The following is a 15,419-nucleotide window of genomic DNA, read 5'->3' on the forward strand; positions in this document are numbered from 1 at the left end:
TGATTAAAAAAATCAATAATTTCAGTTGATAACTATAAATACAAATTATTACTAAAATAGTAATAAGAAATACAAATAATAATTTAAAAAAGGGATTTTAATGGCATTTTTTAAATCAGAAGAAGAAAAATTAGCAGAAGAAAAACAACAATTAAAAAAGTATGAAGATGAAATCTTTAAAAGGAAAATATATCGAGGAAAAGTTGGACATATACATCAGGGTTTAAGCTATGCCGGCGTATGGGGAGTTAGAGATAATGGTAAAATGAAATTTTATTCAACAACATTCAATATCCATGATACGAAACTTATGATTGAAAGAAATAAAATGATTATTGAGTTTACAAATATAAAAGAAATATTTGAAGATGGTGAAAATGAAGCAATAATAATATTAAATGATAATAGTGGAATACCAATTAAAACATTATCTACTGGAACATCCTCACGTTTAAGATTTAAATCATTTATAAATATCTTAAATAGATTAATTAAAGAAAATACAACAAATATATCATCTATGAAAGGAAAATCTGAGGATACAGTGGATAAAATGCTTAAATTGGGTGAAATGTATAATAACGGATTATTATCTGATGAAGAATTTATTTTAATGAAGCAAAAACTTATAGAAGGAACATCTGAAGACATTAATACTGATGAAAATGACATTGAACCTTCAAATATATGTAAAAATTGCGGCACAGATATTTCTCCAGAAGATGCATATTGCGGCGAATGTGGAACCAAAATAAATTAAAATAAAATTATAAAAAAAAGAATGTTGATTTTTTCATTGACTATAATATCAATGCAATATAATATTATGAATAAGGGTTGAAATCCCAGCTTTAATATTGATATTTTTTAAATTAAACTACTTTTTAGAAATGTATAATAAGTTGTTACTAAATAATTATTACTATAAACACAAGGAGGTATATACTAATGTTTTGTAGATCATGCGGTAAAGAAATTGATGACGACAGTGAATTCTGCGAATACTGTGGAACTAAAGTCAATAAGGACACCAACGATAATGATGACACAAAAATCAATGCTAACCCAAAAGTCAATAATGAGTTTTTAGTAAAATTACCGTTAATTTTAGCAATTATATCAATTGTATTGGCCATAGTAGAAGTTTTATTCACCCCAATGCTGATGGGATTAGATTCAATTATAATATCCGGTTTGGTTGCAGTGGTTGGAGGAATAATTGGTATTTATCTGATGGAAAAATTAAACGAGCCACTGGTTGCGGCAATAGATTTTATTGCAGTTGCTATGGTAATCTTCATGTTTATAGGCAGATTTGGTGAAATTTCAGCAGCATTATTCATTATAACAGCTGTTTTAACATTATATGTAAATGGAACTCATGTTAACAATAGAAAGCTTTTCGCAATTCCTGTACTGATGGTTGTTTTAATATTTTTAGTATTAATCATTGGAGGGGTTGCATACAATATAAACGCTGAAAATTCAGTAAAAGTAGGAAACATTACCAAAGATTCAAAATTCAGTTATAATTATTGGGATACTCATGTTAGAGGAGATATACATATTGACACATCATTTGATTATCTAAGTGTAAATGTAAACTTTTACGACCAGCAAAATAAGATAATTCATAACACTATCGGATGGAATGATATTCATCCACAGTCCGGCAAAACATATACTTTTGATGGATTTTACTTTGGTCAGACAGAGCCTGTAAAAGCAGAAATTATCGTTACAGACAAATCTGATTCATCCCACATACTCTATACACAAAATGTAACTTTAAATTAAATTATAGTTTATTCTATAATTTAATATTCTTTTTTTAAAAAAAATTAGTATTTTATCAATTAATATAAGTTAATTAAAAGCAAATGTAAAAATTGTTTGTATTTAACAGAAATTTTCATGCAAAAAATGAAAAAAATAAAAAATTTTATTAACCTGTACCACCTCCACTATCAGGAGTCGGAGAAGGAGTAGGAGTAGGAGTTGGAGTAGGGTCAGAAGAAGCAGAATTTTCTCTATTAGCTTCGTCGGCTGCTTTTTGATGTTCAGGACTCCAGTGTTTATAACCATTACTATCCACCCAAATCCAAGGTTCAGAACCTGCATATACAGGTTTTCCATCTGCATCATAACCAACAATAGTCTTATTGTTATTATCAGTCTTCTTAACATCACTATTATTTACAGTATTGTTTTTTGTATCATTTTTAACATTAGATGCATTGTATTTAATGCTATTATAAATCTTCATTGTAAGTTCCTTATCATGAGTTGAAATAATTATATTATCATGAGTAGCATTATTGCCCGTTGCAATACTCCAGACTGTTGATCCATTTACTGTTGTTTCATATACTTCACCTTCATTGAATCTTGAACCGACAGCAACCTCTTTTACAACAGCAAAAGCAAATGCTGATGCCAAATCAGTATTATTACTATTGTAAGACATTACAACAACACCATTACCATTATCCACTTCATAAATGGATGTTCCATTTACATAAAAACCGTTTAATCCTTTGCCGACGGGCATTTCTAAACTTGCAGTGTTACTTATCTGTACTGTTTGGTACTGTTCATTGAAAAAAAATGCATATGATAATATTCCTGCCATTACAATACAGGTTATGGCCAATACTATCAGTAATTTTTTGCGTGTTTGATTATCTTTTGTTGTTTGCTTTTTTTCACCAGAATTATTTATTTTATTTCCACATTTCTGACAGAATTCATCTTCTGAATCCTGTATTTTACTCCCGCACTTAGTACAATACATATCCTCCATAATATTTCACCTTTATGAGTTATTTTTTAATAAATTTTTCTATAATCCCCATACATATTATTATTCAACTTTCGTTCCACAGCCAATACAGAAATTATATTTTGTTAACCCACCAGCCGCTTGGACTTCCAGGCTCGTCAGTATCCTTATATGAGTAATGTCCGTTCTTAGTCATAGGAACATCACCGCCCACATCATTATGAGCATACATTATATTTCCATTTGAATCACGCATATAATTGTCATCGCTCTTTTGGGACGGCTGAGCATTTTGTGTTGACTGTTCGTCACTAGATATCCTTTCAACATTTATTGACCTGTTGGTGTCATTTGTTGAATTGTCCTTATTGTATTTTATGCTTTCATAAATTTTCATTGTAGTGTCCTTGTCATGACTGGATATTATGATATTGTCGTGTGTTGTATTGTTTCCAGTAGAAATTGAGTAAATTTTGGATCCGTTTATTTCTGCCTCATATAGAGAATCCGAATTATTTACAGAACCGACAAACATTTTCTTTACAGCAGCGAATCCTATCGCACTGCCCAAATCCTTATTATTACTGTTATATGACATTATAGAGACCCCTTTACCATTGCTGATTTGATAAAGACTACTTCCATTCACATGACTTGCATTTATCCCGTTGCCAACAGGCACTTCCAAACTTGCAGTATTACTTACCCGTATAGATTCATAATGTTCATTAAAGAACAATATATAAGTCATTGCACTAGCACACGCAATTATAGCCACTATCACTACAATTTTTAAAATGTTATTCTTGTCCATGTATATTCCCCCCAATAATTATATATGATTATAATTTTGTTTTTATCATAATACTATCTTTCGGTTAATTTGTTACTAATCTTCAAAACTTTACTGATTAGTTTTCATCCCTGAAGTGGGCATATACTATAAATCCTTTTTAATTTCTTGATATAATGCCAAATTTCACATGAATTTTAAATATTGATGATTAATCAAAAAGAGTAAATATTATCCAAAAATAATATATAAATAGAGGTGTATATTATGGCAAAATTTTGTTCTAATTGTGGTGCTAAACTGGATGCAGGTGCTAGTTTTTGTACTCAGTGCGGAACACAGGTTATAAACCTGGAGGGAAACCAAGCAACAAATCAACAACCGAATCAAGTTGTATATCAACCGCCAAATCCTATTGACAAAACCAAGGAAGGTCATATAGAAATCAGAAACTTCGTTGGTGAAAATGACAATATAAAAGTATTGGAAGAAAAAGGACCATTTAAAGTTATTGAATATGAAAAGGATTTGAGTGTTGGTCCTGAGGAAGCAGAAGAAAAATACTATTCAAGCAAAATGAATGTGCGACCCAGACAGTTAATAGCTGATTTAAGTAAAACATCAGGAATTTATCTCCAGGCTGGAGCAATGCAATGGATGAGTGGAGACAATAAGCTTTCTGCAGATGTAAATGGAATCAGAGACATTGGGAAAAAATTTTTAAAATCCGCAGCAACTGGAGAAACACCAACTAAGCCAGAATATAGTGGAGAAGGATTTGTTGTATCAGAACAAACATATAAACATCTGCTTTTACTGGATATGGATGACTGGGACAACAGCATAACAATTGATGATGGCCTGTTTTTAGCTGCCGAAAAGTCCGTAGGTTTATCAGTTGAAACAAGAACTGATTTATCAAGCGCCATTGCGGCCAGAAATTTGTTTCATACTACATTGAATGGAAACGGATATGTCTGTCTTGAATCCGATATGCCTATGGGAGAACTGATAGTTATTGAAATAACAAATGACACAGTTACAATTGACGGGCCACTGGCTATTGCATGGACAAGCGGCCTTCAGTTTACAGGAGAAAGATCTGGAAAATCACTTGTGGACAATGTTTTATCAGAAGGTTTGGTTAATGTTTTCCGTGGTACCGGCAAAATATTAATGGCACCATTGTCACTCAAAACAAAAACTGTAGAATTACCAAATGCGGACAAAAAAATTAAATTTTAACCATTAACCATTCATTTTATTTTTTCATCACATCTTTTTTTAAATATAATTAATAATTATTAACAAAAAGTGCTTTCAATTCATGAACAGAATCTGTTTTTCAATAGATTTATATTAAACATCAAACAAAAAATAGGGTGTTAATAAGTTAAATATTTAACATATTAAAGGTGTATACTATGGTAGAATGTAAAAATTGTGGTAGTGAATTAAAAGAAGACACTGAAGTTTGTCCTGAATGCGGGTCTCCAACATCAAATACCCCTCAGACAAACAATACGGCAACTCCTGTTGTTAAAAAGGAGAAAAGTGCAGGTTTGGCTGCAATATTATCATTCCTCATTGTAGGTTTAGGCCAAATATATCTGGGTTTAACCAAAAAGGGAATAATTCTCTTTATCGGAGCGGTTATTTCACTAATTTTAACATTAGTAATTATCGGATTTGTAACCTGGTTATTGATATGGGGATATTCAATATACGATGCACACAACTCCGCTCAAAAAATGAACAAAGGAATGGTTGTAGAAGATAGAATTGATATACATAATTTATTCTAAAACTAATATTGTGCTGATGAAATCATATTCATCAGCTTTGACTTATTTTTAATTAAAATCCTAATTTCAATTTATTTTATTTCCGCAATTTGGACAGAAATTAGCATTTTCATTCAGTTTAATACCACAGTTAGAGCAGTATAACGGGCGAACATGTTCGGGCTTTGAAAGAGAATTATCCTCAGTTTTATTACATAACTGCGCTTTTTTCAAATCAAACTCTTCACGTGTTATCAGTCCCTTTTCAAACATGTCAAAATATTTGACTAAGATTTCATCATCATCACTTTTGGCTAAATCATCCGTTTCCTCCAGATTACTGTCAATAGTCTGTTTAATGCTTTCAAACTCATTGGCTGTAACCCTCATTATAAACTGATCCCCATTTTTCATGACAAAAGTAACGGCATTTCTTTTAATATCCAAAAATCCTTTTTTATCCGGATTTTGAGAATAGTTAACATGATCAAGCTGTTTATAATAAATGAACTGTTCGGTTTCAACTATTCTTAAGCCATCCTCTTCAAATAATACCTTGCTGGGTTTCCATTCAGTTCTGCCTTCTCCAATAGTGGTTGAAACATAGCTTGATCCTCCCAAAGTGTTTTTACCGATAAATCCATACTGAACTCCTGAAGCGGTATAAGGAAGCATTGCATCAAAACCTGTTTGACGGATTGAAATAGCTTTATAATTGTCCAAATCATCATATGTTCTGATATTTTTGATTTCCAGATACTCACCTATTAAACTATAAGCTCTTGGCATTACTGTATCCGGGGTCAAATCTCCATTTTCAGCCTCAATTATTAGCTGATGTCTGATTTCACTTCCGATGACTCCTACTTTTAATGGTGGACAGCCGTTTAATTTTAATAATTCTACAAAGGAGGGTTGTGTTCTAAATGAACTGGCTACATTTTTATTTATAATATTTTTTATTTCTTTTATATCAGTATCCGAATTTGATTTAAGCAATGACAAACTTATTCCTCCATTAGAATTATTTCCCCTTTGTTATTTTAACTAGCTGATTAAAACAGTTACAACAACTTTAAAGTCCACTTTAGCATGACATGGATTTAAATTAAAAGACCTGCAGCAGGCATGTCAATAATTATTGCAACTAAAGCGATAAATATAATATTTATCCATTTCTCCTACATTTTAAATAACATACTCTAATTTGGATAAGTATTTACACTATCCTTCATATTTTCAGGGCCTGTGTAATATTTTCCCTGTCCTAAAGCCTTATCATGTGCATCCATTTCACTGGATGAAAATTTTCCATCCCCATCAGTATCCCAACGAGAATATATGTCTGATGGTACATCTTTAGGATTAACTTTACCTTGAGTATATTCTGAATCATGATTATTTTGATTTTGATTTGGTTCGGCGTTATTAGTTGTATTATTCGTTAAATTAACATTAGTAGTATTTGTTGTATTGGTAGCATTAGTTGTATTGGTTGTTGTCTTGTTTCCTGCCTGATTAAACATTACAAAACCACCAACAGCAATTACAATAAGAATTACTACCAAAGCAATTATTATTTTATTATAATCCATTCCTCCCACCTTTTAAAAATCATAATATTAACTATTTATCTCTATATTATCCACACCAAATAAATTTTTTGTAATATCTACATGTTGAACTTGAAATTAAATGGATTTATCATATTAATTCAATAAACTAGAAATTCCTTTCATTAAAATTACAGATTGTAATCTACTTTTAATTTAATCAATGAAAAAATGAAAAATTATAAAAGCAATACTTAATCACAATATCCAAAAAAATATGCTGTGAAAAATACAAAACATCATTCATGAAAAAAGTAAAAATAACAATCTTAAAAACGACCCTGCAAGATGATTTGGCTAAAGAATATGGTGTTGAAGGTCTTTCAACATGTCCGTTAATGAATGAAGGCCAGGTTTTTTATGCGGATTATGCTAGACCTGACGGATTTTGCGATGAGGCCTGGAAAGCTATATATCAGTATGTTTTTGCACTGGCCCATGGTGCTAGCGACATCTGGTATTACGAAGACTGGATTAAAACTCCGGGCGTTGCTATTGTATCATGCAATGACGGTTTAAGGCCAGTTATCATGAAACTGGAAGCAACTGATATTGAATCAAAACCCGAATGAAAGCAGTTCAACAACAATCCATATTTAATTATTTTACTTTTTCCCCATTATAACAGAAATTTGAACTCCCATCCATCCCTTTTTCAGAAAATAAAACATACTTATGATTTTTCAGTATTGACCTTTTTTGAAATGGTATAACTATAAAAAAATACTTATTAATATTATTTAAAATTCATATACTATTAAGGGTTTTTGAATGTAAGCGCTTACTTACACCCAAATTAGAAAAAAAGCATTTAAAATATCATTTTAAATCCAATCAGCTCATCATCCGATGAAATGATTTTAATAAGTCTGACTTGTTTTGGCTTTGAAAATGCATGGCCCCAATATGAACAATATCCCATATAATTGTTATAAAGTATTACTTTCATATAATCTATTGTAGAAAAATTAGTATTTTTTTAGCTTATAATTATTCCGTTCAGCTTATATTCAATGCATATTTTTTCAAAAATCCTGAATATATAAAATATTTACATAAAATGTGAATAATGTGTTTTATCGCCATGTTTAATTAAAAAAATGTCAAAAGCATATTCCCTATTAAAAACAGCGAAAATTAGCCGGAATTACTTTTTCATCAAAATAATAAAAAAGTAAAGTTTTTATTAGAGTATTAATAGAATGTTTAAATACATGCGTGTTTCAGTTATAGAAAATATAACCAGAAATGTGTGTATGAAAGTTTGTTTAAAAATAGTATTAAATATTCGAAAAATTAAAATGAACTGGATATTCTTTCTAATTCTTTTAGAAATTATATCCCAAAGGCTTTTAACCAATAGTCTTGATTATAGTCTTTATAATCCAGTTCTAGGATGCAAATACTAGTAAAAACATGGTTTATGTATTCCGACATCATGTCGGAAAACATGAAAAGAAAAATTAAATAACTATTTACAGGTTTTATATCTCACCAGTCATTAGATATCATACTTTTTTGATTTTTAATGGCTGGAAAATAGTTATTTATTTTTTTCTACAAAGACTTTTTTTCTACTGTAACTTTGATATATTCGTGATTTGTATATATTGTAAATTTTTCTATTGTAACTTTTTCTATTATTTTTAATTATTTTTTCTATTGTAACTTAATCTATTCGTGCTTTTTGATATAACAAAATATACATTATTGAAAATCAATTAGAAAGCTTTATAAGCCTTTAATATATAATATATTAGTATAAGTACAGGCGTACTTCTTTTTTAATTTTCAATATTTAATAACAGACAAAGCGAATTTTTCATTAAAATAAATTAAACGGAATTTAAAATGTTTTGTTAAAGGAGAAAAATTATGCAATTAAAAAAAAGATATTTTCTTTTCGTTTTAATACTATTTTTAATAATTTTCTCAAGCTCGTTTGTGTGTGCAAGTGAAAATATAACAAACGATCAAAACAATGTTTTAATGCTACAAAGCGATAGTGTTGGAACTGAAAGAAATATAGTAAATGAGAATATTAATTCAATGGAAGGGTTATCAACATCTCTCATTGAACAAGAAAATATAAGTGTAAACAGAACAACGAATGGAATGAATTTATTAGGAATAAGTAATGAAGGAGACGATTTATTAGGCGCACCCGTTGTTGATAATTTATATGGTGGTTCAGTAAAAGATATTCTTGACTGGATGGCAGGAGCAGATCCCGGAAGTGTTTTATACTTAAATGGTGGAACATATACCGCAGCAGCATGGAATGAACATACATTATATTCAAATGTAAAAGACCTTACAATTATAGGTGGAAGTCAATCCACTCCAAATCAGATGGCAAAATTTATAGATGGTGGATATCAGTTCTATTTTGAAGGTGTACTTGATAATGTGAAATTTTACAGCTTGGATTTTGACGGATGTTTCTTTTGGGCGAGAGGTGAAAATGGAGCAATGTATAATTGTCTAATTGAAAACTGTAGATCAGCATCACAATTCTTCTGTACACAAGGTTATGAAGATACCAATAGACAATACCCTGTTATAAACACGACTTTCAAAAATTCCCACCATGTTTATAATCCAAATTTACCTGGTGTAGATTATACTGAATTTAAAGATGGTCACGGCCAATTTGGTGCTGTATTTGGTACCCTTTTTGAAAACTGTAATTTTATAAATACATCATCCACCAACCATGGTGGTGCATTATGTATTGCAGATGAATCAGAGTGGGGTAGTCACACTGTTGCATCTACAATTAGAAATACCAATTTTACCGACATTAACTCAAAATGGTTTGCAGTTTATCTTCATTCTCAATTTAAAGGTCATGAAGACCTTCATATAAGAGGTGTTGAGGTAATAGAAAACTGTAATTTCATAAACTGTGCAGCAAGTGAGGAATATGGTGCCTGTTTAGGACTAAGTCACGACGAGGTAATTGTTAGAAACTGTAATTTCATCAACAACACAGGTGGTCAAGGGACTGCCATAATGGTTGGTGGTTTGACAAATGAGAATAATACAATTGATGATATTGCATTTAATGGTTATAATACAAAAGGAAACAATATATCAATTATCGATTGTTATTTTGAAAACAATTTTGCTTCCAAACATCCAACCAAATTCGTAAATAGTAGTGGATCAAGCGGTAGTGCAGGAGCAATATATGTCTTTGGTAATAACACTCTAATTAAAAATTCCATTTTTGTAAATAACAGTGCAGATAATGGAAATGGTTCCGCTATACTGATTTTAGGACAAAATACAAATATTACAAATTGTCAGTTCTATAATCATACAAGTGACAATGGTACGATTTTTATAGTGGGTAACAACACAAAAGTTTCCAATTCCAGATTTGAAAACAATACTGCTTCTGAAAATGGAGCAGGTATATACATTAAAGGTAACAATACTTTGATTAATCATACCCTATTTAGCGGACATAATGCTACCAACGGTGGTGCAGTATATATTAACGGTGATAATTCTAAAATTTTAAACTCCACATTCAACAAGAACAATGTTACACGTCAAGGGGGTGCAGTATTTATTGAAGGATCAAATTCATTATTCCAGGACAATAGATTTGTGTTAAATGAAGCAGTTCCTGAAACTGACAGTTACGTTGATTTTACAGGTCTTGGTGGAGCTGTATATGTGAAAGGTGATAATACCAACAGTATACATAATGTTTATCTAAACAATACTGCCCGTAACGGTTCTGCAATTTATACAGACGGTAAAAACTTTAAAATTTTAAATGACTGGTACGATGAGAATCAGGCATGGAGTTATCTTTTAATTGTAAATGCAACCCCTGCCAAAAGTCTTTATAATGAAAGTGATGTTTTCATAACAGTACTGCATATCGGTGGGGACAATATCCTTAATGCAGTTCACAATGTTGCAGGTAGTAATGAAATATGGCTTGAAAACGTAACCTACAGGCACAGCAGCGGAGCAATGATTCAATTCAACAATACGGATTATCAACATCCAACAGATGCTGACCACAGTGAAAACGGAACAATTCCATATCAGGAAGACCGTGAAGCACTCCAATATATTACTATTGAAGTTTATGATAAGGATGGCTATAGAATTGCTGTTGCTGAAAATCTAAAAACGGATATTCATGGTTATGTCAATATGACTGTCTCTAAAGCCAACCTAACGAAAGTGGGTAACTATACGGTAACCGGATACCATGGTAAAGACTGGAACTATAAGGAAATTGGAAATTTCACAAAATTCCAAATCTTTGGAAATGTGGACCTGTCAGTTAATATTACAAGTGACAAAGATGAGTATTTCGTAGGAGATACTGTAATCTGGACAATTACCGTAAAAAATGCGGCCAATGGTACTGAAGCTACAAAAGTTAACTTAACCGACATCATATCTACAGAACTGTTTAAATACATTTCTTCCAATCCAAGCAAAGGTAACTACAGCAATGCTACCAACAATTGGACAATCGGTTCAATAAGTCCTGATGAAACCGTAACACTGATAATTGAATCCCTTGCATTGAAACCGGGTACTTTCAATAATAACGTAAATGTTACAAGTTTTGAAAATGACTGGAATCTGACAAACAATAAAAATAATAAAACTGTAAGGATTATTGATTTGGGCGTCAATAAGACAGTAAACAATCAGACCCCATATGTGGGAGACAGCCTAATATACACCTTAACAATAATCAATGCCGGTGAATATGATTTCGAAAGGGAACTGAAAGTTGTTGATGACTTGCCTGAAGGTCTGGTCTTTGATGAAAGAATTGAATACAACAATGCAAGACTGATTAATCAGACTGTTGAAAACAGAAAAATTACCTGGTACATTTCAAATATTCCTAAAGGAAAAAATGCCACAATAGTAATTAGAGTAAATGTAACCAAAGACGGTAAATTAACCAATAACCTAACAATTGATGACAGATTAATGGATAATGAAACTGTTACTGCAGTTCCATCCGCTGACTTGTCAATCAACAAAACTGTTTCAGACAGCTCTGCTTTAAACGGAACCGATATCAGCTGGACAATTACAGTTAAAAACAACGGACCCTCAAAAGCTGTCAATGTTATTGCTAATGATGTAATTCCAAAAGGATTGATTTTAGTTGAAATCACACGAAATGATGGAATAAGCTTTGAAAACGGCGTTTGGACAATAGGAGATATGGATAACGACGATGTTCGCGTCTTAATTATTAAGACAAAAATAAATGCAACCAACACCACAATAGTCAACAGGGTTAATGTTACATCCGATACATATGACCCTAATTTGAATAATAATAATGATACTAATCAAACTTTCATACCACCTGAAGCGGACATATATATTAATAAGAAAGTATCCGAATCTGTTGTACGTAACGGCACAACCGTATACTGGACAATAACTGTTGTCAATTACGGTCCGGACAATGCTACAAATGTCAGAGTCACAGATACCATTCCAGAAGGATTAATCTTTATTGGTCCTGTTGGCAAATACAACGGTACACTAGACTATGACCGTGTCTGGACAATAAAAGAACTTCCTGTTAACGTTCCATACGTATTGACCATTGAAACCAAAATCAACACTACGAATACTACATTAGTTAATAAAGTTGATGCGATTTCAGATATATATGACCCTAATTTAGAGAATAATAATGCTTCCAACCAAACAAAAGTACTGCCGGAAGCAGACTTAATAATCACCAAGAGCGTATCAAACAGTACTACTCATAACAATACTGTTATAACCTGGACTATTACCGTCAAAAACAACGGTCCGGACAATGCTACGAATGTTAAAGTCACAGACATTATTCCAAAAGAGTTATATGATATAACTGTAACCGAAAATGAGGGAAATGCATTTATCAATGGCATTTGGACAATTGATGAAATTCCAAATGGAGAAACACGTGTTTTAGTATTCAACACCACAGTTAATGCTACAAACAAAACCATTGTTAATAAAGTCAATGTAACTTCAGACATACCAGATCCTGATTTGGATAACAATAATGCTTCCAATCAAACTTACGTACCTCCTGAAGCAGATATAGAAATTATCAAATATGTTTCTGTTGAAACAGCTCGTTATGGCGATATAGTCTATTGGGGAATTATTGTAACAAATAAAGGTCAGCAAACTGCAGAAAATGTAGTAGTTAAAGACTTCATGCCAGAGGAACTGATTTATCTTGAAGTTGATAATAAAGATTATGAAGGAATATTTGATGAAAATAACTACATTTGGTATTTAACTACATTAAATGTAAATGAGCCAAAATCATTAATACTTAAAACTCAAGTTAATGCAACCAATACTACAATTGTCAATAATGTAACTGTAAATTCAGATACTTATGATCCGGATACAAGCAATAATAATGCTTCCAACAGTACATATATTCCTCCTGAAGCAGATTTAGAAGTTATAATAACAAACGACCACGAAACCAATATTACCCATATCGGTGATACCGTAATCTGGACAATCAACGTAACCAACCATGGACCAGATGAGGCAATCAACACCATATTGGATGACATAATACCAAAAGAATTAATATACGTCTCTGATGATTCAGAAGGTGCATATAATAATGAAACCGGTAGATGGACCATAGGATACTTACCAGTAAGCGAAACCGTAACCCTAAAAATCACAACTGTTGTAAATAAAACTAACACAACCATAACTAGATATGAAAACGTTTCATCAGACATATACGACCCTAATATGGACAACAACAAAGACGACAGTTCAGTTGTTATTCCTCCTGAAGCCGATTTACAAGTTACTATAATTAATGACCATGAAGGCATTATTACCCATATTGGAGATACTGTAATCTGGACAATCAATGTAACTAACAATGGACCTGATGACGCAATTAACTCAATCTTAGACGATATTATACCAAAAGAATTAATATACGTCTCTGATGATTCACAAGGTGCATACGACAACGAAACCGGAAGATGGACAATAGGAAACGTAACTGTAGGTGAAACTGTAACCTTAAAAATCACAACTGTTGTAAATAAATCCAACACAACAATAACAAGATATGAAAACGTTTCATCAGATACCTACGATCCTAAACTGGAAAACAACAAAGACGACAGCTCAGTTGACATCCCACCAGAAGCCGATTTAGAAGTCATAATAACAAACGACCACGAAACCAATATCACACATATTGGAGATACCGTAATCTGGACCATTAATGTAACCAACCACGGACCAGACGACGCAATTAACACTATATTGGATGACATAATACCAAAAGAATTAATTTATGTTAGTGATGATTCACAAGGCGCATATGATAATGAAAGCGGTAGATGGACCATAGGAGACTTACCAGTAGGTGAAACCGTAACCCTAAAAATCACAACTGTTGTAAATAAATCCAACACAACAATAACAAGATTCGAAAACGTTTCATCAGACATATACGACCCTAACATGGACAACAACAAAGACGACAGCTCAGTTGTCATCCCACCAGAAGCCGATTTAGAAGTTACTATAATTAATGACCATGAAGGCACTACTACTCATATTGGTGATACTGTAGTCTGGACCATTAATGTAACCAATCACGGCCCTGACGACGCAATCAACACTATCTTAGACGATATTATACCTGAAGGATTAATATACGTCTCTGATGACTCAGGCGGTGCATATGATAATGAAACCGGTAGATGGACCATAGGAGACTTACCTGTAGATGGTAGCGTAACCTTAAAAATCACAACTGTTGTAAATAAATCCAACACAACAATAACAAGATACGAAAACGTTTCATCCGATACCTACGACCCTAAAATGGAAAACAACAAAGACGACAGCTCAGTTGTCATCCCACCAGAAGCCGATTTAGAAGTCATAATAACAAACGACCACGAAACCAATATCACACATATTGGCGACACAGTTATTTGGACAATTAATGTAACTAATCATGGACCTGATGATGCATTGAACACTATCTTAGACGATATTATACCAAAAGAATTAATATACGTCTCTGATGATTCACAAGGTGCATACGACAATGAAACCGGAAGATGGACCATAGGAGACTTACCAGTAGGTGAAACCGTAACCCTAAAAATCACAACTGTTGTAAATAAATCCAACACAACCATAACAAGATACGAAAACGTTTCATCAGACATATACGACCCTAACATGGACAACAACAAAGACGACAGCTCAGTTGTCATCCCACCAGAAGCCGATTTAGTAGTTACAATAACAAACGACCACGAAACCAATATCACACATATTGGTGATACTGTTATCTGGACAATTAATGTAACCAACCACGGCCCTGACGACGCATTGAACACAATCTTAGACGATATTATACCAAAAGAATTAATATA

Annotated in this window: 10 protein-coding genes; 6 read left to right on the forward strand and 4 right to left on the reverse strand. The window is 32.2% G+C overall.

What is annotated here, in order from left to right; genetic code table 11:
- The first annotated feature begins 100 nt into the window (after positions 1 to 100).
- Together ACKI5C_RS01235 and ACKI5C_RS01240 are read left to right on the forward strand one after the other, a co-directional pair.
- Entirely contained in the window at positions 101 to 760 is a 660-nt protein-coding gene (locus tag ACKI5C_RS01235; protein WP_407431230.1) for a zinc-ribbon domain-containing protein, read from the forward strand.
- Positions 761 to 948: 188 nt separating this feature from the next.
- A complete protein-coding gene (locus ACKI5C_RS01240) occupies positions 949 to 1,797 on the forward strand; it encodes a zinc-ribbon domain-containing protein (protein WP_407431232.1) in 849 nt (282 codons plus the stop codon).
- A gap of 148 nt (positions 1,798 to 1,945) precedes the next feature.
- Here the strand turns inward: ACKI5C_RS01240 and ACKI5C_RS01245 are convergent, their stop codons facing one another.
- Positions 1,946 to 2,803 (reverse strand): hypothetical protein, encoded by an 858-nt coding sequence (locus ACKI5C_RS01245; RefSeq protein WP_407431234.1) that lies wholly within the window; start codon positions 2,801 to 2,803, stop codon positions 1,946 to 1,948.
- Between the two features lie 94 nt (positions 2,804 to 2,897).
- Positions 2,898 to 3,596 carry a hypothetical protein gene (locus ACKI5C_RS01250; protein WP_407431236.1) on the reverse strand — a complete coding sequence of 233 codons (699 nt, stop codon included), beginning with the start codon at positions 3,594 to 3,596 and terminating at the stop codon, positions 2,898 to 2,900.
- Positions 3,597 to 3,842: 246 nt separating this feature from the next.
- Here ACKI5C_RS01250 and ACKI5C_RS01255 point away from each other — a divergent pair, with 246 nt between their 5' ends.
- Positions 3,843 to 4,820 (forward strand): AIM24 family protein, encoded by a 978-nt coding sequence (locus ACKI5C_RS01255; RefSeq protein ID WP_407431238.1) that lies wholly within the window; start codon positions 3,843 to 3,845, stop codon positions 4,818 to 4,820.
- Between the two features lie 179 nt (positions 4,821 to 4,999).
- Positions 5,000 to 5,380: a hypothetical protein gene (locus ACKI5C_RS01260; protein WP_407431240.1), complete on the forward strand. Its 381-nt coding sequence runs from the start codon at positions 5,000 to 5,002 to the stop codon at positions 5,378 to 5,380.
- 66 nt (positions 5,381 to 5,446) lie between these two features.
- Here the strand turns inward: ACKI5C_RS01260 and ACKI5C_RS01265 are convergent, their stop codons facing one another.
- Positions 5,447 to 6,364, reverse strand: coding sequence for a zinc-ribbon domain-containing protein (locus ACKI5C_RS01265; protein ID WP_407431242.1), 918 nt, complete (start codon positions 6,362 to 6,364; stop codon positions 5,447 to 5,449).
- Between the two features lie 197 nt (positions 6,365 to 6,561).
- Positions 6,562 to 6,954 carry a hypothetical protein gene (locus ACKI5C_RS01270; RefSeq protein WP_407431244.1) on the reverse strand — a complete coding sequence of 131 codons (393 nt, stop codon included), beginning with the start codon at positions 6,952 to 6,954 and terminating at the stop codon, positions 6,562 to 6,564.
- 263 nt (positions 6,955 to 7,217) lie between these two features.
- Between ACKI5C_RS01270 and ACKI5C_RS01275 the strand changes: the two genes are divergently transcribed.
- Positions 7,218 to 7,544 carry a TIGR04076 family protein gene (locus tag ACKI5C_RS01275; protein ID WP_407431246.1) on the forward strand — a complete coding sequence of 109 codons (327 nt, stop codon included), beginning with the start codon at positions 7,218 to 7,220 and terminating at the stop codon, positions 7,542 to 7,544.
- A gap of 1,417 nt (positions 7,545 to 8,961) precedes the next feature.
- On the forward strand, positions 8,962 to 15,419 hold a 6,458-nt coding region (locus ACKI5C_RS01280; RefSeq protein ID WP_407431248.1), incomplete at its 3' end, for a right-handed parallel beta-helix repeat-containing protein.

This window comes from Methanobrevibacter sp. (assembly GCF_045646045.1).
GTDB lineage: Archaea > Methanobacteriota > Methanobacteria > Methanobacteriales > Methanobacteriaceae > Methanocatella.